We start from the raw sequence: 26,195 nt of genomic DNA, 5'->3' as shown, positions 1-26,195 counted from the left end.
GATCTCGGCCGGTCAAAGCCCTGTCGCGGCCGCTTCGGAAATGAGAACAGGCGATGGCACGAAAAATTCTGAAGAGAACCGTCGATGCGATCAATGCAAGCAGCTTCGTCGGCAAGGCGAAATCCATTCGCGACAAATTATCCTATCGAATATACCAGGCCAAGGCAGCGAGCCGTGGGCGGGAATTCTCGCGCCATTTGCAAAAATCCGGATTGTCCAGGGTTTGCTTTACCATCGCCTTCAACACGCCTTGGGTCATCGATGCCTTGACCAGGGCATGGCAGATCCATTCGCCGGGATTGTCGCTCGTGGTCGTCGACAATTCGTCCAGCGATGCGGCGAGAAAATCGATTGAACGCATCTGCTCGGCAAGAGGCGTACCTTACCTCGGCTTGCCCAACCGTCGTGAGCGCCATTGGTCGCGCTCGCATGGGACGGCTCTGACCTGGGTGTTTGACAACATCGTCAGGCACCTTCGGCCGGAATTCTTTGGATACATCGATCACGATTGCTTCCCGGTCGCACCCTTCGATATTCCCGCGCGGATGGAAGGAAAGGTCGTTTATGGTCTCAAGCTGCCTGCCAACGAGAACTTTCGTTACAAGCCAACTGTAGACGATCCCAAATGGCATCTTTGGGGAGGCTTCTGCTTCTTCCGCTTCGCGGCCGTCGAGGGACTGGATCTGGATTTCGGGCCGCGCATGGAACTTGGGCTGGACACCGGCGGCGGCAACTGGCTGCCGCTCTATTCGCGCCTGGCGGAAGCAGACATTTCAGCCGCGGTCGAAGAACCCGCTGCTGTCGTGCTGGCTGGCGAACGCAGTGAGCATCATCAGATGTTTGACGCCGCTTTCTTTCATGTCGGAGGCTCCTCCTACGCCGACAAAAAAACCCGCCATCACCGCACCGCGCAGCATCGCGAACTGTTGCGCGACTATGTCTGGGAAACCTACCTCGGCGGCGCTCAGAACCGGATTGCCAGCGATTCCTGATCCGGTATCGACTGCCGCGGATGAACGGCGCCTCTGGATTTTCGAGACCTGCAACATTACAGACGCAAAATGCAAGAGTTCCCATCCGACAAGGTCCTTGTCCGCGTATGCCACGTCAAACAAGGCTACGAGGACCGGGAGCGCCATATCCTGAAGGAGTTTGGCCGGCGCGGCGTGCCGGTCCATTTCTTTCTCGATTGGGACATCGCAGATATCACGGACGAGACCAGGGCATCCTTTGTTGGATCGGACAAATTGCGGCCGTCCGAAGTCTCGCTTGCCCTGAAGCAGGTCGGCATATGGCGGGAGTTTCTCGAAACGGACAAGCCGTTTTGCCTGGTGTTCGAGGACGATGTGTTCCTTGACGCCGACTTCGTCGGCAAACTGGGCGAGTGCATTGCCGAGTTCGGCAGTCCGGAGCGGAAGGCTGTCGTCTATCTCGGCAGCGGCAGCAACTATTATGTGCCTCGATGGAAGCTGCGGAAGGGCCAGAAACTCTATCCGGGGCTCCATGCGCGCTGCGCCGATTCATACCTGATCACGCGCCCGGTCGCCAAAGCCAGGCTCGATTGGTTGGCCGAGCACAGACTGTCAAAGCCGATCGACCATCAGATTGAACATATCGATGAGAAGCTGGGCATAGAAATGCTCTGGTTCGAGCGGCCGATCGTTGAACAGGGAAGCCAGAACGGCGCATTCCAAAGCTCAGTCGCGGGCTCGGCTCGTCACTTGTGGCTGAAACGGATCAGCTGGAGTTGGAAGAAAGCCAGCCGGCGCTTCTTCGGTCACAACGCGCGCGGCTAAGCGCCTGAATTCACGCGAGTGGTCGCATCCCTCGCCAGACCCTCTTTAGCCCAGCTTTTGGAATGTTCCGATGGATGTAACTCTGGCTCCGATGGGTCAACCGTTTGGCGCCGTGATTGCGCATGTAGGCGTCGACGCGCTTTTCGAATAGCTCATCGGCATAATCTGGGTATCGTTCAGAGGCAGGGTGGCGCTCGCCATAGATCGGGGCCCTGAATACAGAGAGCTTCGCCAGATAGCATTGATCGGAAAAGCCAAATCCGATCAGGAAGTCGCCGGCCGCATCGAAGCTCTCGGCTTTGGCCTCTTTGTATCGATCGTTCCAACAAAGGTTGGCCGTAACGAGATCGTCACGTGACTGCATGAGGTCGATGGCCGGTTCGATCCAATTGTATCGGCGCTTTGGATAGGAGTCGCTGGCGAAGTGAAGCAGATAGTCTGCCTTGCTGGCATACAGCCCAACCAATTCGCAGATCGAATAGACGTAGCCCCGACCGAATGACGCCTTATCAATGTCGAAGAACGCCAATGCTGCAGCCGCATGGTCTTCTGCGAACAGATACTCATCCAGGGCGCCGGCTTTGACAACTGCTTTGGCTGCGGCCTCGACAGGCGCGCGGGCAGAGACGTTGTTGATGATCACGCGCCGTTTTGAAAATGGATAAACGCAGCGATCCACCACAGCGCGAAGATAGGCCGGTTTGAGAACGATCTCCCAGTCATTCTCGTAGCATTTCGTCTCAAAATCGGCTGTCACAGCGCTTCCTACTCGCCGCCCTAAGTGGTGTGCGGGTGTCAATCATTTGGCTGAACGGTGACCGCGAAAGCTTTGAAGAACCTTCCGGAGCGATTTCACCCTGACCGGTTGCACGAGTGCCATTGAGGATGTGATGGCAGCCTGCCGACGGCCCTGCGGTTTCTTCTCGAAAACAATGACGCTGTCATAAATTGCGATACAGTCGGTGGATCGGGTAAAGTCGCTGACCGGTACCCCACCACCAGTGTATGTCGCATTCAGCTCGTCGATCTTGTCTTTGACGAACTCGATGAATGTTCCGGCGCGCTTTAGACCTCCCTCATACTCGCCCTCATAGGCGGTGTGGAGATCCTCTACCAGATAGACGCCATGGGGCTTTACCTTGCCGTAGAGGAGTTCGAAGCTCTTCATGACGTGGCGCATGATATGACTGCCGTCATCGATCACAATGTCGAAATCAGTGTATTTGGCGACAACCTGATCGATCAGTGCCGGGTCATCCTGGCTGCCGATGAAGATGTCTATGCCGTCTGCCTCGTGTTTCTTGCACTCGGGGTCGATATCAATGCCGACAATGCGTGCGCCTTCGCCAAAATACGCTTTCCACATCTGAAGCGAGCCACCACCGGAAACACCAATCTCAAGAACCTTTGGCGACGCGCCTCTGAAGCGCTCGAAATGACGTTCGTAAATGTCGAAGTAATGAAACCACTTATGGAGAACCTTGTCGCCGTTGCTTAGATAGTACCGCTGTAAAAATCCGTCATTAGCCATGCAACTATCCCCCCATAAGTTTCTTCAAATATTTCAAAGGCTTGATAGATTTCCGGCGCGTCAGGCGATCATGATGCCTCCTTACCGTCGTCAATTGGTCCTTATAACGCTGTACCGCCTCCTGGGCGCCAGTCAGTTGCCTCCTCGTATCTCCTTCGGCCGACGGATTTGACCTGAGCTCAAGTTCCGAATCCTGGAAGGCAACGCGAACTGGCAACAAATCTGCCACCTGAGTAACTGTCGACCGGTAGACATCGAACAAGGACCGGTCCTCGACAAGCTGTTTGAGGTAGGGATCAGTCAGGCTGTTGGCCCCTACAAAGAGCACACCCAGGCCGTGCGAATGGGTAAATTCCAACGATGGAAATCTTGGTTTCAATTCCTCCCAGAGACGCCAGACGCCAAAGCCTCGATCGCGTCCAGCCGTGTCATGAAGCAGGATAACCCCCCTATCGCTCATGACCGGCAGCCAGTTTTCGTAGTCGTGTTTGACCCCCTCATATGTATGCAGTCCGTCAATATGAAGCATATCCACTGGGTTCGCGGTAAACTTCTCTCTCGCCTGGTCGAACGTCGACCGGAGCAAATGGACGCCGTCGAAACATCCGTCTACGAATGCCAGAAGATCGGCGTATATTTGGTCGCCTTCATAACCACCGGCATGCGCGTCACCCTCCCAGGTGTCCACTCCCCATAGTTCTGTTTTCAGATCATAAGCTTGCGTAGCCGTCGCGGCAGCAATCAGGCTGGCACCATAGTGGACACCAAGGTCAACGTAGCTGGAGGGCTTCAAATTTCTGAATAGTACGAACAGGAAGGGAATATGACCTTGCCATGCCGTAACCGGCAGCTTTCGAGGCAGCGAAAAGAGGGGGGTTATGTATCTCTCTTGCACCACGACAGGTTCGAGGGAGCGGGGTTGGATATCGTCAAGTTTCTCGGCCTTGGGCTCAGATCTACGCCGCATCGAATTGAGATCCTCTGTTGCCGCCGTGGAAGACGCTCGCTGAAATGATACCCGATCGCTCGCGGACTGGTCTTAACGACCTTTTTGCGTTCCACAACCCACGTGTTTGCGTTCTATAGCCCACTTGGCTCCGGCAGCCTCGGCCAAACGGCAGCTGGCCAGAGGACTGCACGAAAATGACGATCGGAGGTGCGGCAACGCCAGGGCGAACTCAGCAGCCGGCAGATCGACCGCGCCACGTTCTTTCTTAAAAGGGCTAGTCAGTGAATTCCGCCGTAGTCAGAAGCGGCGCAGCAAAAAACTTCAGGGCTGGGTGAGAACGACGGACAACTCGAGGCTGCCCTTTCGCTTCCTTCGCCTATCCGGCGTCAATGATCACCGGATTTGCGAACCTACAGCGCCTTTTGCGGACAGGGCATGCCGGCGGCATCGCCGCAGCGCGAGGCGGTGGGCTGAGGCCGGATGCTCATTTCTTCGGACTGGCGCACCAGTTCGGAAAAGACGAGCGCAAAGCTTCCCAGCATCAGGAAGACGATGATCATTCGGGTAACCGGCAATAGACAGATCTCGACTGCTGGCCCCACGCCGCCCATCCACTGCCGGCTAACATGATCGATCCGGCTTTACGAGAGCTTAAGTTCCGTCTTAACCATCACATTCCCTTGTTCCGCGACACGAAGCGCGAGCGGTCATGTCCACGGTGCCGCATCGAGGCCCGGCCTCCCTTTGCAGATGCGGGTGGCCCATGCTACCCCGGCGCAGGCGCGGCCCGGCAGACCGGTCGCCGCCAATCGGTCGTCGCCAATCGGTCTTCATCGGGGAACCATGAGCAAAGCCGCCAGCCGTCTCGCCTTCGTTTCCTCCGACACGGCCGACGCCAAGGCGGCGCTGGAAAACCTGTCGGCGCGCTATGGCCAGACTTCGGTCGAAGACGCCGAGATCGTCGTTGCACTTGGCGGCGACGGCTTCCTGCTGCAGACCCTGCGCGACACGATGAGCACGGGGAAGAAGGTCTACGGCATGAACCGTGGCACCATCGGCTTCCTGATGAACGAATACCGCGCCGGCGGCCTCGTCGAGCGCATCGCGGCGGCCGTCGCCGAGACCATCCGTCCGCTGGAGATGCTGGCGCTCACGCATGCGGGCGAAACGGTTTCGGCTCTCGCCATCAACGAGGTCGCGCTGTGGCGGCAGTCCTACCAGACGGCCAAGATCCGCATCACCGTCGACGAGCAAATTCGGCTGGAGGAATTGAACTGCGACGGCGTCATGATCGCCACGCCCGCCGGCTCGACCGCCTACAATCTGTCCGCGCACGGACCGATCCTGCCGCTCGATGCGCCGCTGCTGGCGCTGACCCCGGTCAGCCCGTTCCGCCCGCGCCGCTGGCGTGGTGCGCTGCTCTCCAACAAGGCGACGGTTCGCTTCGACATTCTGGAGCCGGAAAAGCGGCCGGTGAACGCCGCCGCCGACCATACCGAGGTGAAGGCGGTGGCCTCGGTCACGGTGCGGGAATCGCCGACGGCGACAGCAACATTGCTGTTCGATCCCAATCATTCGTGGAACGAACGCATCCTGGCGGAACAATTCCGCTATTGAGCCGGCGCAACGACCGGACCTCGATTAAGCATCGCGATTAAGGTTACGTCTTCACAATCGTAGCATTCCGGCCCGTTTCTGTTGACAAATCGCGGGCTTGCGCCTAATCGCATTACCGATCTTGCAGGCGCGCAGCGCTTGCCGCGACGGATGCCGTTGCGCTTCCCCGAACCAGCCAAAGACATCAAGACTTGTCCTCAGACACACAGACCGCTCAAGAAGCGTTGACTTTTTCGGACCTCGGCCTGTCGCCGAAGGTCCTTTCCGCAGTCACCGATGCCGGCTACACGCTGCCGACTCCGATCCAGGCCGGCGCCATTCCGCACGCCTTGCTCGGCAAGGATATTTTGGGCATCGCCCAGACCGGCACCGGCAAGACGGCATCCTTCGTGTTGCCGATGCTGACCCGGCTTGAAAAAGGCCGCGCCCGCGCCCGCATGCCGCGCACGCTGATCCTCGAACCAACGCGCGAACTCGCCGCGCAGGTGGAGGAGAATTTCATCAGATACGGCAAGAACCATAAGCTCAACATCGCGCTCTTGATCGGCGGCGTCTCCTTCGACGAGCAGGACAAGAAGCTGGAGCGCGGCGCCGACGTGCTGATCGCGACGCCCGGACGCCTGCTCGACCACCGCGAGCGCGGCAAGCTCTTGCTCAACGGCGTCGAGATCCTCGTCATCGACGAGGCCGACCGCATGCTCGACATGGGCTTCATCCCCGACATCGAGCGCATCTGCGAGATGATCCCGTTCACTCGGCAGACGCTGTTCTTCTCGGCGACGATGCCGCCCGAGATCACCAAGCTCACCGAAAAATTCCTGCACGCACCGGTGCGCGTCGAGGTTTCCAAGGCCGCCTCCACCGCCACCAGCATCATCCAGCGCCTGGTCAAGTCAGGCTCAAAGCCCTGGGACAAGCGCGAGACGCTGCGCAATTTGATGAAGGCCGAAGATGCCGAGTTGAAGAACGCCATCATCTTCTGCAACCGCAAGGTCGAGGTGTCGGAACTGTTCCGCTCGCTGCTGAAGTATGATTTCGACGCCGGCGCCCTGCATGGCGATATGGACCAGCGCGCGCGCATGCAGATGCTGGCCAATTTCCGTGACGGCAAGCTGCGCTACCTCGTCGCTTCGGACGTCGCCGCGCGCGGCCTCGACATCCCCGATGTCAGCCATGTCTTCAACTACGACGTGCCGATCCATGCCGAGGACTATGTCCACCGTATCGGCCGCACCGGCCGCGCCGGGCGCTCGGGCAAATCCTTCACCATCGCCACCAAGTCGGACACCAAATACATCGACGCCATCGAGCGCCTGATCGGCAACAAGATCGAGTGGCATGACGGCGACCTGTCGACGGTCGTCGCCAGCGAGGGCGAGGACGAAGCACCGCGCCGTGGCCGTGGCGCCCCGCGCCGCGCCGGCCGCAAGGACGACGACCGCAAGGAAAAGGGCGAGCGCAGGCCGCGCGAACGTCACGCCAAGCCCAGCGAAGCAGCGCCACCGGAAGCGGCGCACGATGAACAGCCAGTCGCGGCCGAGGCCACGGTTGCCGACATCGGCGAGCGCCGGGCGCGCAAGGAAGCGATCCGTTCGGAAAACACCGAGCGCAAGGCCGACCGCAACGAGCAGCGTACGCCGGAGCGTGGCGATTCGAGGCCGCAGCGCGACAACCGCCCTGCCCGCCACCGCCAGGAAGACAATGACGCCACCGTCGGCTTCGGCGACGACATGCCCGCCTTCATGCGGATCGTCGCCAAGGTCTGATCGTCCAGGTTCGATCCACAAACAAAAACGGCCCCTTGCGGGGCCGTTTTCATGTACAGCGTTATATGGCTCAGGTGAGCGGCGAGAGCTGGATCTCGACGCGCCGGTTCTGGGCACGGCCGGCCGATGTCGCGTTGGACGCGATCGGGCGGGTCTTGCCGAAGCCGGTGACGGCGAAGCGGCGCGAATCGACGCCCTGGCCGGACAGATAGTTGGCGACCGCCAGCGCGCGGCGCTGCGACAGATCGAAATTGTGTTCGTCGCCGCCGGTCGAATCGGTGTGGCCGAACACGTCGACCGTGGTCTGGCGGAACTTGTTCAGCACCAGCGCCACCGAATTCAGCACCTGATAGAAGCCCGGCTTCACCGCGTCCTGATCAACGTTGAAGGTGATGTCGGACGGCATGTTTAGGATGATCTGGTCGCCGGTGCGCGTGACGCTGACGCCGGTGCCCTGGAGCTGGCGGCGCAGTTCCGCCTCGTTCTGGTCCATGGTGGCGCCGATGGCGCCGCCGGCAAGCGCACCGATGCCGGCGCCGATCAGCGCGTTGCGGCGGTCGTTGCCGCCGGCAAGCAGGCCGATTCCCGCACCGGCCAGCGCGCCAAGGCCGGCGCCGGCTGCCGTGTTGGAGACCTTCTGCTCCCCGGTGTACGGATCGGTTGTGGTGCAAGCGCTCACGAGCACAGCCGTCGCCACGACGACGAGCACAGTCTTTTTCATAAGATCGTCCCTCTTCAAACCGCAGCCGTTGCAGCCGCGCATATAAGCCCTTCCCCGGGACTTGTAGCATGAAATACGGCGAAAAACGGAACGGGGAAAGTGCCGATCAAGGCTTTTCCAGGTTCAATTGCACGCCGCCGCGCCAAGCTGTTCGAGACCGTTTACCAGAGGTTCCTGCCGTCGATGACGACCACCTCGACCTTGTCGAGGTCGAACTCGTCGAACAGGCGCGAATTCACGCTGATCTTCGGATTGTCGAAATCCGGCTCGCCGCTCGACCAGTCCGGCGTTTCGGTGAAGGTGCCGCAACCGCATGTGGCGCAAAATCCGTGCTTTATGGTTTTTGACCCCCAGCGGTAGAAAGAAACGTTTTCAGGCGGGCTGGTGAGCTTGAATTGCGAGGGAACGTAGTAGGCCCAGAGCGAGCCACGCTTCGAGCAGAAGGAGCATGTGCATTGCGTCACGGTCTCAGGCGTTTGCGAAACCTCGAATGTCGTCGCCTTGCAGTGGCAGCTTCCCTTGATGGTCATGAACGAGTTCCTCTCCGTTGCCCGCCCCCCGCGGCAAAAGGCAACATAAAGAAGCGCTCCTGACAACCGCCTGTCGGCAGGCTTGCATACCTGCCGCACCCAAGCCAAATCTCGAAGTCCTCGCGCCGACCCCGGGGCGCGACTGCCTTAGTATGAGCGTGGCGGCACGAACAGGCAGATCGTCTTGCCTGCGTCGAGCCCGGCCTGGTGCGCACACCAGTGGAAATCGCCGTCAGGGCTGTCCTTGACGCGCTTGTCGCTCATCGGAACAATCTCACCCGTGCCGGCGATCACGTAGCCCTCGGGCCTTTCCAACACTTCGCCCGTATGCGTGGTACGGCAATCGTAGTTGGCACAGCAGGCGAACGGATAGCTCCAGCCCTGCGGCAGCGTCGCGGTGGGCTTGGCATCGTGCGCGAAAGCAGGCGCCGTCAGCACTGCCATCGCGGCGGTTGCGAACAGGGAACACAGAAGTCGGCCAGCCGGTTGAACGGCAGCGGCCGATCGAATTGTGGCAGCAGACATGGAAATGTTCCTTTCAAACGAGCCCCAAGCGTTTCGCTTGCCCGTTCCCAGAACGTGTCTTCCCAGTGGCCGGATCGTCAGGTCGCAGATATGCCGCGTCCGGCCATAAATGCTTTTGGTCTCTCAGCCCGAATGCTGGGCTGATTCCTTGGTCGGCGCAAGGAATTGCTGAGCGCACAGTGCCGCAGCCCAGCGCCGACATCTGCCATACGAAATGGTGCGCCGGCTTGGTTAACGAGCGGTTAACGCAGCCTGCGGCCAAGGATTGCTCAACGAAATACGCAGCCGCTGGTTCCACCTACCCGCCGGCGGAAGCTCAGTTCACATGCTCCTTATACTGCGGCAGGTCGTCGGTGACTGTGAACCATTTCGCCTTGGAATCGACGAAGATGTGGGCCGTCGGGCGGATGCTCGGATCGTCCACCAGAGTTCCCATGGCGACATGGACGTACGCGCCTTCGCGCACCACCGAATAGAGCAGCGAGCCGCACTGCCCGCAATGTGCATCGTGGCCGCTCTCCTCGCCGAAGATCAGCAGCCTGTCACCGCCTGCAGTCAGGCGGAACTTCTCGCGCTCGATGCCGGCGAAAGGCTTGAAGGCCGAGCCTGTGGTGCGCCGGCAGTTCGAGCAATGGCAGTTCGCCGCATAGACGAATTCATCCGCCACCTCGTAGTGAACGGCGCCGCAAAAGCATTTTCCGGCAAGTGTGCGAGTCACCGGCTCCTCCCTCTCTAAGGCGCTCAGGGTGTGTTTAGATTCAGGTCAGGTCGAGTCGAAAATGGTGGGATTCCGAGAACCGGAGCGGAGCGGACATTCAGGTCCGTGAGCACCGGAAGCGCAGGAAACCGCCATTTGCAGGCCGGCCTCACCTGAATATGAACATACCCTAGTCGAGGTCCGCCACCGCTTCGCCGGCCCCGCCCTCGATGCGCTGCGACAGCGAGGCCTCCATGAAATCGTCGAGATCGCCGTCGAGCACGCTCGACGGGCTGGTGCTCTCGACGCCGGTGCGCAAATCCTTCACCAGCTGGTAGGGCTGCAGCACATAGGAGCGAATCTGGTGGCCCCAGCCGATGTCGCTCTTCGACGCCTCGGTGGCGTTCGCCACCGCTTCGCGCTTCTTCAGCTCTTCCTCGTAGAGGCGCGAGCGCAGCATCTCCCAGGCCTTGGCCTTGTTCTTGTGCTGCGAGCGCTCGGCCTGGCAGGCAACCGCGATGCCGGTAGCGATATGGGTGATGCGGACCGCGGAATCGGTGGTGTTGACGTGCTGGCCACCGGAGCCGGACGAGCGATAGGTGTCGATGCGGACATCGGATTCCGAAACGTCGATCTCGATCGTGTCGTCGATGACCGGATAGACCCAGACGCTGGCGAAGGAGGTGTGGCGGCGCGCATTGCTGTCATAAGGCGAAATGCGCACTAGGCGGTGGACGCCGGATTCCGTCTTCATCCAGCCATAGGCGTTGTGGCCTTTGATCAGCAGCGTGGCGGACTTGATGCCGGCCTCTTCGCCGTCGTGCACTTCCAGCACTTCGACCTTGAAGCGGCGCCGTTCCGCCCAGCGCGTGTACATGCGCAAAAGCATCGAGGCCCAGTCCTGGCTCTCGGTGCCGCCGGCGCCGGCATGGATTTCGAGATAGGTGTCGTTGGCGTCCGCCTCGCCCGACAGCAGCGTCTCGACCTGGCGGGCCTTCGCCTCGCCTTGCATCGAGCGCAATGACGCTTCGGCCTCGGCGATGACGCCCTCGTCGCCCTCTTCCTCGCCAAGCTCGATCAGCCCGATATTGTCTTCCAGCGCCTGGGTCAGGCCCTTGACCGCAGCGATGCCCTCCTCGAGGCCCTGGCGTTCCCGCATCAGCTTCTGCGCTTCCAGCGGCTCGTTCCAGAGGCTGGAATCCTCTGCCCGCACATTCAGGTACTCAAGCCGCTTTATGGCCTGGTCCCAGTCAAAGATGCCTCCTCAGCAGGGTTATCGCCTGCCTGATCTCGTCGACAATATTCTGCGTTTCCGCGCGCATGCTGGCTGTTCGATCCTGTCGCTGAAAATGGGCGCTTGGTCGGCGCGATACATAGGGACGGCACCGCCGCCTGTAAAGCGAAATGGGCCGGCTAAACATGATCCCGAAAAGTGGAAACCGGTTTTCGGATAAGATCATGGTCAAGCCAAAGGAGGCCGGCCCCAAGCTCTGCTTGCTATTCGTCAGTAAAGGCCGCCGCCGCCCGACTGGATGGCCTGCGTGGCTTGCGGCGACAGCGCGCCGCCGGCGCCGTTGGAACCGTCGGCACCCATGCCGATCACCCAATAACTGTCGGCCGGACCGGTGCCGGGCTTGAAGGCTTCGATGATGGTGCCCGCCTCGCCTTCGCCTGCCTTCATGCCGGTCTTGCGGTTAATGGCGATCAGCTTCATGCCTTCCGGAACCTGGAAGTCGACATTGGGCGTGCCGTCAAGCGCCACGCGCATGAAGTCCTTGAAGATCGGCGCCGCCAGACCGCCACCGGTCGCGCCTTTGCCAAGCCCGCGTGGCGTGTCGTAGCCCATATAGAGGCCGACAACGAGGTTCGGCGTATAGCCGATGAACCAGGCGTCCTTCTCGTCATTCGTCGTGCCGGTCTTGCCGGCGATATGACGGCCGAGTTCTGCGATGGTGGCGCCGGTGCCGCGCTGCACGACGCCTTCCATCATCGAGGTGATCTGATAGGCGGTCATAGGATCGAGCACCTGCTCGGCATTGTCGACCAGTTCCGGCTCGGGCTGGTTCTTCCATTCGTTGGCGTTGCAGCCTTCGCAGCCGCGCTCGTCCTGCTTGAACACGGTCTTGCCGTAGCGGTCCTGGATGCGGTCAATGAGCGAGGGTTTGATCGACTTGCCGCCATTGGCCATGATCGAATAGGCCGACACCATGCGCATCACCGTCGTCTCGCCGGAGCCCAGCGCCATCGGCAGATACGCCGCCAGATGGTCATAAACACCGAAGCGCTCGGCATATTCCACGACCAGCTTCATGCCCATGTCGTTGGCAAGCCGCACCGTCATCAGGTTGCGTGATTTTTCGATGCCGGAACGCAAGGTCGCCGGACCGGCCGCGGTGCCGTCATAGTTCTTCGGCGTCCATGTCGTGTTGCCACTCTGGATGGTGATCGGACCGTCCATGATCACCGAGGCCGGCGTGTAGCCATTGTCGAGCGCCGCCGAATAGACGATCGGCTTGAACGAGGAGCCCGGCTGGCGCATCGCCTGCGTCGCGCGGTTGAATTCCGACTGCGCATAGGAGAAGCCACCGACCATGGCCAGCACGCGGCCGGTGTGCGGATCCATGGCGACCAGGCCACCTTCCACTTCCGGAACCTGGCGCAGGCTGTAGGCGCTGTCGGAACCTTCGTTCTTCTGCACGTAGATGACGTCGCCGGGCTTGAGCACATCGGCCGGCGACTTGGCCTTGACCGTCTTGCCGTCGACCACATGGCGCATGGCAAAGCCCATGTCTTCCTTGCTGACCGTGCCTTCGACGCGCTCCTTGACGATGTCGCCGGAAACCTGGCGGGCCGGTTGCAGGCCGATGGTGAGGCCGGTCTCGGAACTGTCGAGCACGACGGCCAAGGACCATTCCGGCACGTCTTCCAGCCCCTTGACGCTGCCGAGCGGCACGCCCCAGTCGCCGGAGACGTCGATATTCTTCACCGGCCCGCGATAGCCGCGCAGCGTGTCGTATTTCAGCAACCCGTTCTGCATCGCCTTGCGGGCGATTAGCTGGATCTTCGGATCGAGCGTCGTGCGGACGGACAGACCGCCTTCGTAGAGCGCATTCTCGCCGTAGCGGGAAATGATCTGGCGGCGCACTTCCTCGGTAAAGTATTCGCCGGCGAACAGATAGGTGCCGTTGCGGCGCGGCGTGACACCGAGCGGCTCGGCCTTGGCCTTGTCGCCCTCTTCGCGCGTCACATAGCCGTTCTCGACCATCTGGTCGATGACCCAGTTGCGGCGCTCTAGCGCACGGTCGGCGTGCTTGAAGGGATGGTAGTTGTTGGGGCCCTTCGGCAGCGAGGCCAGATAGGCCGCTTCCGCCACGGTCAACTCATTCACCGATTTGTCGAAATAGGTGAGCGCGGCACCGGCAACGCCATAGGCGCCGAAGCCGAAAAATATCTCGTTGAGATAGAGCTCGAGAATGCGATCCTTCGAATAGGCCTGCTCGATGCGAAAGGCCAAGATCATCTCCTTGATCTTGCGCTCGTAGGTCTGGTCCGAGGTGAGCAGGAAGTTCTTCGCCACCTGCTGGGTGATCGTCGAGGCACCGACCTGGCGCCTGCCCGAGCCGGCATTCTGCAAATTGACGATGATCGCGCGGCCAAGTCCGGTCACGTCGATACCCGGATGGTTGTAGAAATTCTTGTCCTCGGCCGACAGGAAAGCCGCCTTGACGCGATCCGGAACCGCCTGGATCGGCAGATAGAGGCGCCGTTCGCGTGCATATTCGGCCATCAGCGATCCGTCGGACGCATGGATGCGCGTCGTCACCGGCGGCTCGTATTTGGCCAGCACTTCGTAGTCGGGCAGGTCCTTCGACAGATGGCCGATATAGATCGCCACGCCCGCGGCCACCAGAAGGGCCAGCGTCGTGCCGATGCCAAAGAAATAGCCGATGAGACGAATCATGCCCGCTCCAGTCCGTGGTCCGGGAATTTCCTAAACGAAGCCGCCTTCCGCGCAAGCTTCCGGGACGGTCCCAATCCGCAATGGAAAACCCATGTCGCCATCATGTGGACAAAATACGGCAACGCTGGGACTTCGGCTTCCCGTGCGGGAAATAATAGCGCCGGGTGTTGTCGTCGCGCAACGCTGCCTCTGGTTGCAGGCGGCAGCGGTCATATCAGCCTCCAGCTCCCGTCCCCATCTTGGCCGAAGCGAACAGCGCGACGGCGTTGGTAATGCTCTGCGCCGCCTTGCTGCGCCAATCGGCATCCAGCAATTGCGCCTCGTCCTTGGCGTTCGACAGATAGCCGAGCTCGACAAGCACCGAAGGCACGTCGGGCGCCTTCAGCACCTTGAAGCCAGCTGAACGCTGCGGATTGTTGATGAGGCCGACGCTGGTCGAGAGCTGACCGACCAGCGTGTGGGCAAAGCTCATCGAGAAGTTGTGCGTCTCGCGACGGATCAGGTCGATCAGGATGTCGGTGACTTCCTTGTTGTCGTCCTTGATCTCCATGCCGGCGAACTGGTCGGAGAGGTTTTCTCGATCGGCCAGCGCCTGCGCCTCGGGATCGGACGCCTTGTCGGAGACTGTATAGACGGTGGCACCCCGAATGCCCTTGACGCTGATCGTATCGGCATGGATCGAGATCAGCAGGTCGGCCTCGCGCTGGCGGGCGATGCGCACCCGGTCGTCCAGCCGCAGAAATTCGTCCTTGTCGCGCGTCATGAACACGTCGTAGCTGCCGACCGCGGCGAGCCTTTCGCGCAATTCGGTGGCGAAGGCGAGCGTGACGTTCTTCTCGATGGTGCCGTGGAGCCCCTCGGCGCCGCCGTCGATGCCGCCATGGCCGGGATCGATGACGACCGTGAAGCGGTGGCCCGGATTGGAGATCGGCCCAGTGCCGACCCTGGAACCCTTGTCGGTCGAAACCGTCGAACCGGTGGTCAGCGCCTGGTTGGCTAAAGCGGCGTCGAACTCCCGCGCCGAGGCCGCCGACATGTCGATGGCGATTCGGTAGCCCTTGCCGTCATCGTTCTTGAGCACGTCGAGCTTGTCGACCGAAAACGGCCCCTTGCCGGTGAGGATCAGCCGCGATCCCTGGCCGAGATCGCCGTAACGCACGGCCTTGACCAGGCCGCGGGCCTTCACGTCCCTGGCATTGATGGCGAACCTGGTGCGCGGCAAATCGACGACCAGGCGATTGGGGCCGCGCAGCAGGAACCATTTGATGTCGGGCTCGCGATCGAAATTCATGACGATGCGCATCTTGGTGGCATCGCCCGCCATCTTGTAGCCGGTGACGCCGAGCGGCGCCTCAGTGGCGTGGGAAACGGCGGAGAAAGCGAGGAAAGCCGCCATCAGCAAAAGGGCGCAGACGGCATGCAGCAAAGGCCCCGCAGCGCCGTGACCCTTGTTTGCCCTGCCTGCCAGTCCCATTTCTTTCCAGTCGCTCCCGGTTTTGGCGCCAGGCGCCGGGTCGTTTCGTCGAAGTGCCGGTTAGGCCGCGGACTCGATTAACGATTGGTATCCAGAGAAGGTTAACCAAGCCTTTTCGGACAAGGAATTGGAGCCTGTGCTTCCCCAACGGAACCGCTTTTTGCCGGCATCCTAAATCGGGGTTGCCTTCCATGCCGCCAAATCATAAAAGCGATGGTGGATCACTGCAATCCTGGAACCGCTTCCTCCGCAGCTTCCTGCTACAGGTCAGATGAAAAGCGGCTCCTTTCGCTTCCAGCGAAAAGGCTTCAGGTGATCGCGATGAATTTCGCAGGTGCGCGCCCGTGGCGGGGAAACGCCTGCGTGAGGAAAACGGCCGGGTTTGTCCCGCGCCGGCTCTGTATGAGCAAACAAGCTGGTCCGGTCTTTCCGGGCTTTGGTTCAAAAGGTTCTGCTGGTGACGATGGCTTCAAGCGCAATCATGGAAAGGTCCGCATCAAACCGCGCCATTGTGGCTGCGGGCGGCACCGCCATGGCGCTCAAGCGGCGGCCGGCGGACGTTCAATTATCCGGCACCCACACTCCAGACACGCAGCAGCAGGCCTTGCCTCGCAAGCTGCGGCTGACGGCTGCCGGGGGGAAACGAAATAATGCCCAACAAGATGCTGATAGACGCCTCCCACCCGGAGGAAACACGCGTTGTCGTCGTTCGCGGTAACCGTATTGAAGAATTCGACTTTGAATCACAGGACAAGAAGCAGCTCAAAGGAAACATCTATCTCGCCCGCGTAACGCGCGTCGAACCTTCCCTTCAGGCAGCCTTTGTCGAATATGGCGGCAACCGTCACGGTTTCCTTGCCTTCAGTGAAATACACCCCGACTACTACCAGATCCCGGTCGCCGATCGTCAGGCCCTGCTTCGCGCCGAAGCGCAGGAAGCCCAGGACGAAGAGGACGAGGACAATGAAGGCGAGGACCGCCAGAGCCGCGATCGCGGCAGGCGCGGACGCCGGCGCGGCGGCAAAGGCCGCGAGCGCGGCGAACACAAGCGCGACGCCGGTGCCGCCGATTCCGACGACAGCGGCGAACATGGCGATACAGGCGGCGATGCAATTGCCGAAGAGCCCACCGCCGATGCCGATTTCACAGCTGAAAATGCCGACGCCTCGCCGGAAACGGCCGGGCACGAAGACGTAGCCGCCGATCACGGCGAAGCGGAACCGTCCGAAGAAGCTTCCGGAAGCGGGCCCACATCGATCGCCGCCAGCGTCGAAGCCGATGTGATTTCCGAGGCCGCACCGCACCCGGAATCGACCTCCGTCGACGCAAGCGGCGAAGCCTCGCCCAGCGACAATGATCGCGGCATGCTGGAAGAGGTCCAGTCCTCGCATCCGGACGATCACGAAGTCGAATCGGTCGGCGCCGAGGATGCGCTGGAAGAAGTGCGCAACCGCCGCAAGCCGGTGCGCCGCCAGTACAAGATCCAGGAAGTCATCAAGCGCCGCCAGATCCTGCTGGTGCAGGTCGTCAAGGAGGAGCGCGGCAACAAGGGCGCCGCTCTCACCACCTATCTGTCGCTTGCCGGCCGCTATTCGGTGCTGATGCCCAATACGGCGCGCGGCGGCGGCATTTCGCGCAAGATCACCAACGCGCAGGACCGCAAGCGCCTGAAGGAAGTCGTCGCCGACCTCGAAGTGCCGCAGGGCATGGGCGTCATCCTTCGCACGGCCGGCGAGAGCCGCACCAAGGCCGAGATCAAGCGCGACTACGAATATCTCATGCGGCTTTGGGAAAACGTCCGCAACCTCACCCTGGAATCCACGGCCCCCGCCCTGGTCTATGAGGAAGGCAGCCTGATCAAGCGCTCGGTGCGCGACCTCTACAACAAGGACATCGACGAGATCCTGGTCTCCGGCGAGGAAGGCTATCGCGAGGCCAAGGACTTCATGCGCATGCTGATGCCGAGCCATGCCAAGGTGGTTCAGCCGTTCCGCGACACGACGCCGATCTTCGTGCGCAACGGCATCGAGGCGCAGCTCGACCGCATGCTGCAGCCGCAGGTGACGCTGAAGAGCGGCGGCTACATCATCATCAACCAGACCGAGGCGCTGGTTGCCATCGACGTCAATTCGGGCCGCTCCACCAAGGAGCACTCGATCGAGGACACCGCTCTCCACACCAACCTCGAAGCGGCCGAGGAAGTCGCCCGCCAACTCAGGCTGCGCGACCTTGCCGGCCTGATCGTCATCGACTTCATCGACATGGAGGAGAACCGCAACAACCGCTCCGTCGAGAAGCGGCTGAAGGATCACCTCAAGAACGACCGCGCCCGCATCCAGGTCGGCCGCATCTCGCATTTCGGCCTGATGGAAATGTCGCGCCAGCGCATCCGCGCCAGCGTGCTGGAATCGACCATGAAGCCCTGCCCGCATTGCGGCGGTACCGGCCATGTGCGCTCCGATTCCTCGGTGGCGCTGATGGTGGTTCGGGCGATCGAGGAGTTCCTGCTCAAGGATTCGCGCAGCCACATCACGGTGCGGACCCCGGCGGCGACGGCGCTCTACGTGCTCAACCACAAGCGTGGCACGCTGGTCGAACTCGAAAGCCGCTTCGGCCTGACCATCACGATCGAGGCCGACGACGCGGTCGGCGCGCAGCACTATGCGATCTTCCGCGGCGCACTGGCGGAAAAGCCGGAGGGCTTCGTCGAAGTGCGCAGCCTGCCGACCTATGTCGAGCCGGAAGAGCCCGAAGACGAGATCGTCGTCGAGGAGGAGGACGAGGCACCAGTCCAGGCGGAGCAGCCGCGCCATCCCCAGCAGCAACAGCCGAGGTCCGGCGAGGACGGCGAAGGCCGCGATCGCAAGCGCCGCAAGCGCCGCAGGCGGCGCGGTGGCAAGGATCGCGATCGCGAACATGGTGACCGCGAGCACGGCGCTCCCGCGGAAGGTGCAATCGTCGCGGCGTCGGCGGATACCGACGCCGCTGTCGCAACGGATGAAACCACCTCCGAGGGCGGCGAAGCGCCGGTCAGCGCTGTCGCGGTGGACGCTTCGGACGACGCTCAGGGCAAGAAGCGCCGGCGCGGCAAGCGTGGCGGCAAGCGCAATCGCCGCGAGGACGGCGAGGACGGAGCCGAGGCGGGCGAGACCGCCGATGGCGTCGAAGCCGATGCGCCGGCAAGCGAAGCCGCGGCCAATGAGTCCGTGGCCGAGACTGTAGCGGCGGTATCGGCGGAAGAGCTTCCTTCTGCCGCCAATGACGATGTGCCGAGCGCCGAGAAGCCGAAGAAGAAGCGCGCCTCGAGGTCCAAGAAGGCCGCAGCAGAAGTTGCCGCAGAGACGGTAGCCGAGGAACCCGCCGAGGATGTTGCACCGGCCGAGGCGGCGACGCCTGCGCCTGTACCGGCCGCCAACCCGGCTACCGAGGAGGAAGCGCCTGCCAGTGCACGCCCGACCCGCCGCAAGCCCGTCGCAATCGATGCTCCGGTCGTACCGGTGGTCTCGTCGAGCGTGCCCGAGGAGGCCAAGGCCGAGGAAAAGCCGAAGCGTGCCGGCTGGTGGCAGCGGAAAGGCTTTTTCTAAGCTTTTCAGCCGTTTGGGTTGATTTTCTGAGCCAAAGAAAACCCCGCGCCGTCGCAAGGACGGCGCGGGGTTTCTCCTATCTGGATGGTCTATTAAGGCGCGAAGATCGACCAGTTCATCATCTTCGCCAGCTTCTCCAGCGCGATCGACCCGAGCTTGGAATTGCCATTGGCGTTGAGGCCCGGCGACCAGACGGCGAGCGACGCCACGCCCGGCACGATCCCCAATATGCCGCCGCCCACGCCGCTCTTGCCCGGAATGCCGACACGGAAGGCAAAGTCGCCGGAGCCGTCATAGTGGCCGCAGGTCAGCATCATCGCGCCGATGCGGCGCGCGCGCTCGGCCGATACCACCGAATGTCCGGTCGCCGGGTTCTTGCCGCCATTGGCAAGGTAGCGCCCGGCCATCGCCAGCTGCCGGCAACTCATGGCGATGGCGCAATGGTGGAAATAGACGCCCAGCGCCAGCTCCGGCGCATGGTAAAGATTGCCGAAGGATTTCATGTAGTTGGCCAAAGCGAAGTTGCGAAAGCCGGTGGCGCGTTCGGAGGCCGCGACCTCGCGGTCGATGATGATGGTCTCATCGTCGGCGAGGAACTGGATGAAGCGCAGGATCTCGCCGATCGCCTCGCGCGGCTGGTGGCCGGCGAGCAGGATGTCGGAAACGACGATGGCGCCGGCATTGATGAACGGATTGCGCGGAATCCCGTTCTCATGCTCGAGCTGGACGATCGAGTTGAACGGATTGCCCGATGGCTCGCGCCCGACACGCTGCCACAGCGCGTCGCCGACATTGCCGAGCGCCAGCGTCAGCGTGAACACCTTGGAAATGCTCTGGATGGAAAAGGCCTGGTCGGCATCGCCCGCCACCAGCACGCGGCCGTCATTGGTGACGGCGGCGATGCCGAACTTCTTCGGATCGACCTTGCCGAGCTGCGGAATATAACTGGCGACCTCGCCGCGATCCGTGCGCTCCGCCATTTCGGCGGCGACTTCCGCAAGCGCCTGTTCGAGTTCCGGCATGATGTCCCCGCTATTTCAGCCAGCGCTCGATGCGCGCCATCGCCTCGACCATCTCGTCATGGCTGCCGGCATAGGAAAAGCGCATGGTGCGGTGTCCGGCGAGCGGATCGAAGTCGCGGCCGGGCGTTGCCGCCACATGCGCCTCGGCCAGCATTTTGCGCGCAAAGGCCATGCTGTCATTGGTATGCCTGGTGACATCGCAGAACGCGTAGAAGGCGCCGTCCATCGGCGCCGCCAGCGGAAAACCGAGTTCCGGCAGGCGCTTCATAAGAAGGTCGCGGTTCCAGGCATAGCGCGCCTTCACCGCCTCCAGCTCCTGCGTCGCCTTGAACGCCTCGATGGCCGCGATCTGCGACAGCTCCGGCGGCGAGATGTAGAGACTCTGGGCGATGCGCTCGACCGGCCGCACCAGCTCTTCCGGCAGCACCATCCAGCCGATGCGCCAGCCGGTCATGCAATAGTATTTCGAAAACGAATTTATGACCGTCACGCCCGAGCCGTAGGCCAGCGCCGTCGTGTCGGGTGCCGCATAGGCCAGCCGGTGATAGATCTCGTCAGAAATCACAGCAATGCCAAGCTCTTCGGCCGTTCTCACCAGCGCCGCCAGCTCGTCGGCGGGAATGACCGCACCGGTCGGATTGGCCGGGCTGGCGAAGAGCACACCCTTCAGCGGCTTTTCGGCATGCGCCGTCTTCAGGTGCTCGGCATGCAGATAGGCGTCAGTGCCAAGCTCGATCTCGACGATTTCGATGCCAAGCGCGGCCATGATGTTGCGGTAAGCCGGATAGCCGGGCGCAGCGATGGCGACGCGGTCGCCCGGGTCGAACATCGCCAGGAAGGCCAGGTTGAAGGCGGCCGATGAGCCCGTGGTGACGGCGATGCGGCTGGGCGGGACGTCGATCCCGTAATGGTCGCCATAATGCCCGGCGATCGCCTTGCGCAGGTCGGCAAGGCCCAGCGCATCGGTGTAGCCGATGCGGCCGAGCTTCAGCGCGTTCGCTGCAGCTTCTCTTACGCCCACAGGCGCCGGGTCGGACGGCTGCCCGACCGCCATCGACACCACCGGCACGCCCGTTGCCTTCAGCCGGTTGGCCTCGGCCAGAATGTCCATGGCATGGAACGGCTCGACCTCGCCACGGCGCGAAAGGGAAACGACCATCTTCAAATCCATCACACCGGGATCGATCCCGGCCAAAGCTGCAGGCCCTTTTGGCCGCACAAATGCCCGATTGATGTGGGGATCACAAGCGCAGGAAGTTTTCGGTGCCGACTTTTCATCCTTCGCCCGCTCGTCTACCAGTGGACCTGTCATGTTGAGCCGACCCAGATCGATGTTTTCCAGACCTTCCATCGGGAGGACCGCGCGCGGCTTTGCGACGCTTTTGCTTGCCGCCACCGTCGCGGTCTCCGGCTCTGTCAGCGCCTTGGCGCAAAACGTGCCGGTGGTGCGCGATGCCGAGATCGAGGCGCTGGTGCGCGACTATGCGCGGCCGATCTTCAAGGCGGCGGGTCTCGCCAATGACGGCGTCAACATCGTTCTGGTCAACGATCAGAGTTTCAACGCCTTCGTCACCGGGCGCCGGCTGTTCATAAATACCGGCGCGCTGATGATGGCCGAAACGCCCAACGAGATCATCGGCGTCATCGCCCATGAGGCCGGCCATATCGCCGGCGGCCACCAGCAGAAATTGCGCGAGCAGCTCGAGCGCGCCAAGACGATGGCGATCATCGCCACCCTGCTTGGCGCCGGCGCCATCGTTGCCGGCGCCACCACAAACAGCCGTGGCCTCGCCGGCGCCGGCATGGGAGTCGCGGCCGGCGGCGGCGAGATGGCGCAGCGCAGCATCCTTGCCTATCAGCGCACCGAAGAGACGACCGCCGACCGCTCGGCGATCACCTATCTCAACGCCACCGGCCAGTCCGGCATGGGCATGCTGAAGACCTTCGGCCGCTTCCAGAGTGCGCTGTCCCTGTCCGGCGCGCAGGTCGACCCCTACCGGATCAGCCATCCGATGCCGCAGGAGCGCATTGCCAATCTCGAAGTGCTGGTCAAGCAGAGCCCCTATGTCGACAAGGTCGATCCGCCGGCGCTGCAGCAGCGCCACGACATGATGCGCGTCAAGATCGCCGCCTATATGGGCGGTCAGGCTGCCGCGACGCGCCTGATGCGCAAGAATCCAGGTAGTCTTGCCTCGCGCTATGGCCAAGCGCAGCTGGCCTATCTCTACGGCAATCTGGGCGCGAGCCTCGCCAAGACCAACGTGCTGATCAAGGAACAGCCGAAAAACCCCTATTTCCAGGAACTGCGCGGCGACATCCTGATGAAGGCGAACAAGCCGAAGGATGCAGCGGACGCCTACGCCAAGGCGGTCAGCCTCGATCCGGCGCGGTCCGGACTGCTGCCGGTCTCCTATGGCCAGGCGCTGATGGCGATCGGCACACCCGAATCGCTGAAGAAAGCGGCGGTGCAGATCAACAATGGCCTCGGGCGTGACAAGGAAAATGCCGAAGGGTATCGTTATCTGGCCCAGGCCTATGGCGAACTCGGCAACATTCCGGCGGCCGAACTCGCGACCGCCGAAGGCCGTTTCTATTCCGGCGACTACAAGAATGCGAAAATCTTCGCCATGCGCGCGCAGCAGAAATTGAAGCGCGGCGAGCCGGGCTGGCTTCGTGCCCAGGATATCATAAACTACGCGCCATCAGGCAAAATCAAGAAGTGAACCTTCCGGCGGCATACTGCGACAAAAGCGGACGGAACAGGCAAGAGGATAAGGGATGATGAACAAGGCAATTCTGCTCGGCACGACGGGAGTGGCGGCCGCTCTTGCCATGCTGGCTTTCGGCTTCGTCGCCGGCAGCCCGCAGGCGGCTAAGGCCGATACAGCGCAGGTCTTGCAGGTAGCGTCCTCGGACACCAAGATCGACCGGGCCGAGGTCGAGGGCATCATCCGCGACTATCTGCTGAAGAACCCTGAGGTTCTGCTCGAAGTGCAGGACGCGCTCGAAGCCAAGCAGAAGGAAGAACAGCGGATCGCCGCGCTTGGCGTCATCAAGAACGCCAAGGAAGAGATCTTCAACTCCACCTTCGACGGCGTCGTCGGCAATCCGAACGGCAAGGTTACGATCGTCGAGTTCTACGATTACAATTGCGGCTTCTGCAAACGCGCCATCGACGACATGCAGGCGCTGACGAAAGCCGAACCCGACCTGCGCTTCGTGCTCAAGGAATTCCCGATCCTGGGTCCGGATTCGCAGAAGGCGAGCGTCGTCTCCATGGCCTTCCACCTCATGAAGCCGGAGAAGTACGGCGAATTCCACAACGCCCTGCTCGGCGGCCCGGGTCGCGCCACCGAGGCCACGGCGATCAAGGTTGCCCTGTCGCTCGGCGCCGACGAAGCGGCGCTGCGCGAGAAGATGAAGGACCCAAGCATCCACGAGGCGATTTCCAAGACCTACGATCTCGCCACCAAGCTGGCGATCACCGGCACGCCTTCGTATGTGGTCGGCAACGAGGTTGTGTTCGGGGCACTCGGGCAGGATGTTCTGGCCGAAAAGATCGAGGCAGCGAAAGCCGCGCTCTGATCTAAGGCGGCAGGCGGTTTCCCGCCTGCTGTGGACAGCAAAAGAACGCACTTGCGCTCTTTTCGCAGGCGTCTATGCCCATTATAGAGGGCCCAGCGCGCCGGCTGAGGCCGGCGCCGGGAAAGGTCGGCATTCTTGAAAACGGTTTTCGTTCTGAACGGTCCCAATCTCAACGCGCTCGGCAAGCGCGAGCCGGGGATCTATGGCGGAAAGACGCTTGCCGCCATCGCCGACGACTGCAAGCAGGCGGGTGCAGCACTTGGTCTCGAAATCGATTTCCGTCAGTCGAACCATGAGGGCGACCTCGTCGACTGGATCCAGGAAGCCGGCGACAAGGCAGCAGGTATCGTCATCAATCCGGGCGCCTACAGCCACACCTCGATTGCCATCCACGATGCCATCCGCTCAATAGCGCCGCTGCCGGTCGCCGAAGTGCATCTTTCCAACATCCACGCGCGGGAACCGTTCCGCCACGTCTCCATGGTCTCGCCGGTCGCCGTCGGCATGATCTGCGGATTCGGGCCGCTCGGCTACACGCTCGCGCTGCAGGCGCTGGCGGCACGCCTGTGACCGGCCAACAAACAGAAGGCTCGAAAATGTCGATAAAGAAGACCGGTGTTGACCAGCAGCTGATCCGCGACCTGGCGGGCATACTGAACGACACCAACCTCACCGAGATCGAGGTCGAGCTGGGCGATCTGAAGGTGCGCGTGTCGCGGCAGGCGCCCGCCGTGCATGCGATTGCCGCACCCCAGCCTAGCTATGTCTCCGCGGCAGCACAGCCGGCGGCCGCCGCAGCACCGGCTGCGGCCGACATCTCCAAGAACGCGGTCCCATCGCCCATGGTCGGCACCGCCTATTTGGCGCCCTCGCCAGACGCCAAGCCGTTCATCGAGATCGGCCAGAAGGTCAAGGAAGGCCAGACGCTTTTGATCATCGAAGCGATGAAGACGATGAACCAGATCCCTTCGCCCCGCGCCGGCACGGTGACGGCCATCCTGTTCGAAGATTCCCAGCCGGTCGAATACGGCATGCCGCTCGTCGTGATCGAGTAGAGCCGGGAACAGCCAAAAATGTTCCAGAAGATCCTCATCGCCAATCGCGGCGAAATCGCCCTCCGGGTGCTGCGCGCCTGCAAGGAGCTCGGTATCCAGACGGTGGTGGTGCATTCGACCGCCGACGCCGACGCCATGCATGTCAGGCTCGCCGACGAGAGCGTCTGCATCGGCCCGCCGCCGTCGCGCGACAGCTATCTCAACATCCACCAGATCGTCGCCGCCTGCGAGATCACCGGCGCCGACGCGGTGCATCCGGGCTATGGCTTCCTGTCGGAAAACGCCAAATTCGCGGACATCCTCGCTGCCCACAACATCACCTTCATCGGCCCGTCGGGCGATCATATCCGCATCATGGGCGACAAGATCGAAGCCAAGCGCACCGCCAAGCGCCTGGGCATTCCGGTCGTGCCCGGCTCGGACGGCGCGGTCACGGAAGAGAAGGAAGCCAAGCGCATTGCCGCCGGGATCGGCTATCCCGTGATCATCAAGGCCTCGGCCGGCGGCGGCGGGCGCGGCATGAAGGTGGCGCGCACGGAGGCCGATCTGGAAGTCGCGCTGCAGACGGCGCGCTCGGAAGCTGGCGCCGCCTTTGGCGACGACGCCGTCTACATCGAGAAATACCTGGAAAAGCCGCGCCATATCGAATTGCAGGTGTTCGGCGACGGCGCCGGCCGCGGCGTGCATTTCGGCGAGCGCGACTGTTCCTTGCAGCGCCGCCACCAGAAGGTCTGGGAAGAAGCCAACTCGCCGGCGCTCAATGCCGAGGAGCGCGCACGCATCGGCGGCATCTGCGCCAGCGCCGTCGCCGATCTCGGCTATTCCGGCGCCGGCACCATCGAATTCCTCTACGAGAACGGCGAATTCTACTTCATCGAGATGAACACCCGCCTGCAGGTCGAACATCCGGTGACCGAGGCGATCACCGGCATCGACCTTGTGCATGAGCAGATCCGCGTCGCCTCCGGCGGCGGGCTTTCGGTGCGCCAGGAGGACATCAAGTTCAACGGCCACGCCATCGAATGCCGCATCAATGCCGAGGACCCGCGCACCTTCACGCCCTCGCCCGGCACGATCACCCATTTCCACACGCCGGGTGGCCTCGGCATCCGTGTCGATTCCGGCGTCTACTCCGGCTACAAGATCCCGCCCTATTACGACAGCCTGATCGGCAAGCTGATCGTGCACGGCCGCAACCGCGTCGAATGCATGATGCGGTTGCGCCGCGCGCTCGACGAATTCGTCGTCGACGGCATCAAGACGACGCTGCCGCTGTTCCGCGATCTGGTCGGCAATGCCGATATCGCCAATGGCGACTACGACATCCATTGGCTGGAGAAATACCTGGCCAAGGGTGATGAGGTCGCGAACTCGTAAAGCTA

General features: G+C 62.1%; 23 protein-coding genes. 10 read left to right on the top strand and 13 right to left on the bottom strand.

Annotated elements, in window-relative coordinates; translation table 11 throughout:
* Nucleotides 1-53: 53 nt before the first annotated feature.
* Both AC04SI_RS17360 and AC04SI_RS17355 read left to right on the top strand, forming a co-directional pair.
* Nucleotides 54-992: a hypothetical protein gene (locus AC04SI_RS17360; RefSeq protein ID WP_488474539.1), complete on the top strand. Its 939-nt coding sequence runs from the start codon at nt 54-56 to the stop codon at nt 990-992.
* Nucleotides 993-1,061: 69 nt separating this feature from the next.
* The gene (locus tag AC04SI_RS17355) at nt 1,062-1,796 is read left to right on the top strand and encodes a glycosyltransferase family 25 protein (RefSeq protein ID WP_488474538.1); all 735 of its coding nucleotides are present in this window, start codon (nt 1,062-1,064) and stop codon (nt 1,794-1,796) included.
* A gap of 10 nt (nt 1,797-1,806) precedes the next feature.
* Here AC04SI_RS17355 and AC04SI_RS17350 read toward each other — a convergent pair whose 3' ends face one another.
* From AC04SI_RS17350 to AC04SI_RS17335, 4 genes are all read right to left on the bottom strand, one after another.
* A complete protein-coding gene (locus AC04SI_RS17350) occupies nt 1,807-2,553 on the bottom strand; it encodes a hypothetical protein (protein ID WP_488474537.1) in 747 nt (248 codons plus the stop codon).
* 42 nt (nt 2,554-2,595) lie between these two features.
* Nucleotides 2,596-3,327: an O-methyltransferase gene (locus AC04SI_RS17345; RefSeq protein WP_488474536.1), complete on the bottom strand. Its 732-nt coding sequence runs from the start codon at nt 3,325-3,327 to the stop codon at nt 2,596-2,598.
* Between the two features lie 4 nt (nt 3,328-3,331).
* Nucleotides 3,332-4,294 (bottom strand): class I SAM-dependent methyltransferase, encoded by a 963-nt coding sequence (locus AC04SI_RS17340; protein WP_488474535.1) that lies wholly within the window; start codon nt 4,292-4,294, stop codon nt 3,332-3,334.
* Nucleotides 4,295-4,686: 392 nt separating this feature from the next.
* Nucleotides 4,687-4,836 carry a hypothetical protein gene (locus AC04SI_RS17335; RefSeq protein ID WP_244425881.1) on the bottom strand — a complete coding sequence of 50 codons (150 nt, stop codon included), beginning with the start codon at nt 4,834-4,836 and terminating at the stop codon, nt 4,687-4,689.
* A 283-nt stretch (nt 4,837-5,119) separates the two neighbouring features.
* Here AC04SI_RS17335 and AC04SI_RS17330 point away from each other — a divergent pair, with 283 nt between their 5' ends.
* Nucleotides 5,120-5,893 (top strand): NAD kinase, encoded by a 774-nt coding sequence (locus tag AC04SI_RS17330; RefSeq protein WP_404279295.1) that lies wholly within the window; start codon nt 5,120-5,122, stop codon nt 5,891-5,893.
* 191 nt (nt 5,894-6,084) lie between these two features.
* Nucleotides 6,085-7,659 (top strand): DEAD/DEAH box helicase, encoded by a 1,575-nt coding sequence (locus tag AC04SI_RS17325; protein ID WP_404279293.1) that lies wholly within the window; start codon nt 6,085-6,087, stop codon nt 7,657-7,659.
* Nucleotides 7,660-7,729: 70 nt separating this feature from the next.
* On the opposite strand, the gene AC04SI_RS17320 is transcribed toward AC04SI_RS17325, so the two are convergent.
* The 7 genes from AC04SI_RS17320 to AC04SI_RS17290 form a co-directional block, all read right to left on the bottom strand.
* Complete coding sequence (locus tag AC04SI_RS17320) at nt 7,730-8,380, bottom strand: YiaD family glycine zipper/OmpA-like lipoprotein (RefSeq protein ID WP_040582308.1); 651 nt, start codon at nt 8,378-8,380, stop codon at nt 7,730-7,732.
* A 161-nt stretch (nt 8,381-8,541) separates the two neighbouring features.
* Nucleotides 8,542-8,910 carry a GFA family protein gene (locus AC04SI_RS17315; RefSeq protein WP_404279291.1) on the bottom strand — a complete coding sequence of 123 codons (369 nt, stop codon included), beginning with the start codon at nt 8,908-8,910 and terminating at the stop codon, nt 8,542-8,544.
* 147 nt (nt 8,911-9,057) lie between these two features.
* A complete protein-coding gene (locus AC04SI_RS17310) occupies nt 9,058-9,435 on the bottom strand; it encodes a hypothetical protein (RefSeq protein ID WP_404279289.1) in 378 nt (125 codons plus the stop codon).
* A 316-nt stretch (nt 9,436-9,751) separates the two neighbouring features.
* Nucleotides 9,752-10,153, bottom strand: a complete 402-nt coding sequence (locus tag AC04SI_RS17305) for a GFA family protein (protein WP_404279287.1) — start codon at nt 10,151-10,153, stop codon at nt 9,752-9,754.
* A 169-nt stretch (nt 10,154-10,322) separates the two neighbouring features.
* Nucleotides 10,323-11,454, bottom strand: a protein-coding gene (gene prfB / locus AC04SI_RS17300; RefSeq protein WP_120015187.1) for a peptide chain release factor 2 whose coding sequence is annotated in 2 segments (ribosomal slippage) — nt 10,323-11,387 and nt 11,389-11,454 — 1,131 coding nt in all. Because the reading frame shifts where the segments join, the coding sequence is not laid out codon by codon here.
* A 182-nt stretch (nt 11,455-11,636) separates the two neighbouring features.
* Nucleotides 11,637-14,093: a penicillin-binding protein 1A gene (locus AC04SI_RS17295; protein ID WP_192177524.1), complete on the bottom strand. Its 2,457-nt coding sequence runs from the start codon at nt 14,091-14,093 to the stop codon at nt 11,637-11,639.
* A 214-nt stretch (nt 14,094-14,307) separates the two neighbouring features.
* Nucleotides 14,308-15,567, bottom strand: coding sequence for an N-acetylmuramoyl-L-alanine amidase (locus AC04SI_RS17290; RefSeq protein WP_404279284.1), 1,260 nt, complete (start codon nt 15,565-15,567; stop codon nt 14,308-14,310).
* Nucleotides 15,568-16,217: 650 nt separating this feature from the next.
* Between AC04SI_RS17290 and AC04SI_RS17285 the strand changes: the two genes are divergently transcribed.
* Complete coding sequence (locus AC04SI_RS17285) at nt 16,218-19,151, top strand: Rne/Rng family ribonuclease (protein WP_488474534.1); 2,934 nt, start codon at nt 16,218-16,220, stop codon at nt 19,149-19,151.
* Between the two features lie 92 nt (nt 19,152-19,243).
* Here AC04SI_RS17285 and AC04SI_RS17280 read toward each other — a convergent pair whose 3' ends face one another.
* Together AC04SI_RS17280 and AC04SI_RS17275 are read right to left on the bottom strand one after the other, a co-directional pair.
* Nucleotides 19,244-20,173 (bottom strand): glutaminase, encoded by a 930-nt coding sequence (locus AC04SI_RS17280; RefSeq protein WP_404279280.1) that lies wholly within the window; start codon nt 20,171-20,173, stop codon nt 19,244-19,246.
* A 10-nt stretch (nt 20,174-20,183) separates the two neighbouring features.
* Nucleotides 20,184-21,332, bottom strand: coding sequence for a pyridoxal phosphate-dependent aminotransferase (locus tag AC04SI_RS17275; protein ID WP_404279278.1), 1,149 nt, complete (start codon nt 21,330-21,332; stop codon nt 20,184-20,186).
* Nucleotides 21,333-21,483: 151 nt separating this feature from the next.
* On the opposite strand from AC04SI_RS17275, the gene AC04SI_RS17270 reads away from it, so the two are divergent.
* From AC04SI_RS17270 to accC, 5 genes are all read left to right on the top strand, one after another.
* On the top strand, nt 21,484-22,896 hold the full coding sequence (locus AC04SI_RS17270; protein WP_404279276.1) for a M48 family metalloprotease: 1,413 nt from the start codon (nt 21,484-21,486) through the stop codon (nt 22,894-22,896).
* A gap of 58 nt (nt 22,897-22,954) precedes the next feature.
* Nucleotides 22,955-23,758 carry a DsbA family protein gene (locus AC04SI_RS17265; RefSeq protein WP_404279274.1) on the top strand — a complete coding sequence of 268 codons (804 nt, stop codon included), beginning with the start codon at nt 22,955-22,957 and terminating at the stop codon, nt 23,756-23,758.
* Between the two features lie 135 nt (nt 23,759-23,893).
* Complete coding sequence (aroQ, locus tag AC04SI_RS17260; RefSeq protein WP_404279272.1) at nt 23,894-24,328, top strand: type II 3-dehydroquinate dehydratase; 435 nt, start codon at nt 23,894-23,896, stop codon at nt 24,326-24,328.
* 26 nt (nt 24,329-24,354) lie between these two features.
* Nucleotides 24,355-24,813, top strand: coding sequence for an acetyl-CoA carboxylase biotin carboxyl carrier protein (accB, locus tag AC04SI_RS17255; protein WP_192177532.1), 459 nt, complete (start codon nt 24,355-24,357; stop codon nt 24,811-24,813).
* Between the two features lie 18 nt (nt 24,814-24,831).
* Nucleotides 24,832-26,190, top strand: a complete 1,359-nt coding sequence (gene accC / locus AC04SI_RS17250; RefSeq protein ID WP_120015180.1) for an acetyl-CoA carboxylase biotin carboxylase subunit — start codon at nt 24,832-24,834, stop codon at nt 26,188-26,190.
* Nucleotides 26,191-26,195: the final 5 nt, after the last annotated feature.

It is taken from the genome of Mesorhizobium sp. CNPSo 4689, assembly GCF_057784325.1.
This window is presented reverse-complemented; position numbering and strand designations above follow the sequence as displayed.

Bases quoted from the DNA above. Each gene is read 5' to 3' on its own strand.
- accB (WP_192177532.1), top strand. From the start codon at position 24,355: ATGTCGATAAAGAAGACCGGTGTTGACCAGCAGCTGATCCGCGACCTG.
- AC04SI_RS17320 (WP_040582308.1), bottom strand. From the start codon at position 8,380: ATGAAAAAGACTGTGCTCGTCGTCGTGGCGACGGCTGTGCTCGTGAGC.
- AC04SI_RS17265 (WP_404279274.1), top strand. From the start codon at position 22,955: ATGAACAAGGCAATTCTGCTCGGCACGACGGGAGTGGCGGCCGCTCTT.
- AC04SI_RS17275 (WP_404279278.1), bottom strand. From the start codon at position 21,332: ATGGTCGTTTCCCTTTCGCGCCGTGGCGAGGTCGAGCCGTTCCATGCC.
- AC04SI_RS17280 (WP_404279280.1), bottom strand. From the start codon at position 20,173: ATGCCGGAACTCGAACAGGCGCTTGCGGAAGTCGCCGCCGAAATGGCG.
- AC04SI_RS17310 (WP_404279289.1), bottom strand. From the start codon at position 9,435: ATGTCTGCTGCCACAATTCGATCGGCCGCTGCCGTTCAACCGGCTGGC.
- AC04SI_RS17360 (WP_488474539.1), top strand. From the start codon at position 54: ATGGCACGAAAAATTCTGAAGAGAACCGTCGATGCGATCAATGCAAGC.
- AC04SI_RS17330 (WP_404279295.1), top strand. From the start codon at position 5,120: ATGAGCAAAGCCGCCAGCCGTCTCGCCTTCGTTTCCTCCGACACGGCC.
- AC04SI_RS17295 (WP_192177524.1), bottom strand. From the start codon at position 14,093: ATGATTCGTCTCATCGGCTATTTCTTTGGCATCGGCACGACGCTGGCC.
- AC04SI_RS17340 (WP_488474535.1), bottom strand. From the start codon at position 4,294: ATGCGGCGTAGATCTGAGCCCAAGGCCGAGAAACTTGACGATATCCAA.
- AC04SI_RS17335 (WP_244425881.1), bottom strand. From the start codon at position 4,836: ATGATCATCGTCTTCCTGATGCTGGGAAGCTTTGCGCTCGTCTTTTCC.
- accC (WP_120015180.1), top strand. From the start codon at position 24,832: ATGTTCCAGAAGATCCTCATCGCCAATCGCGGCGAAATCGCCCTCCGG.
- AC04SI_RS17290 (WP_404279284.1), bottom strand. From the start codon at position 15,567: ATGGGACTGGCAGGCAGGGCAAACAAGGGTCACGGCGCTGCGGGGCCT.
- AC04SI_RS17355 (WP_488474538.1), top strand. From the start codon at position 1,062: ATGCAAGAGTTCCCATCCGACAAGGTCCTTGTCCGCGTATGCCACGTC.
- AC04SI_RS17315 (WP_404279291.1), bottom strand. From the start codon at position 8,910: ATGACCATCAAGGGAAGCTGCCACTGCAAGGCGACGACATTCGAGGTT.
- AC04SI_RS17285 (WP_488474534.1), top strand. From the start codon at position 16,218: ATGCCCAACAAGATGCTGATAGACGCCTCCCACCCGGAGGAAACACGC.
- AC04SI_RS17345 (WP_488474536.1), bottom strand. From the start codon at position 3,327: ATGGCTAATGACGGATTTTTACAGCGGTACTATCTAAGCAACGGCGAC.
- AC04SI_RS17270 (WP_404279276.1), top strand. From the start codon at position 21,484: ATGTTGAGCCGACCCAGATCGATGTTTTCCAGACCTTCCATCGGGAGG.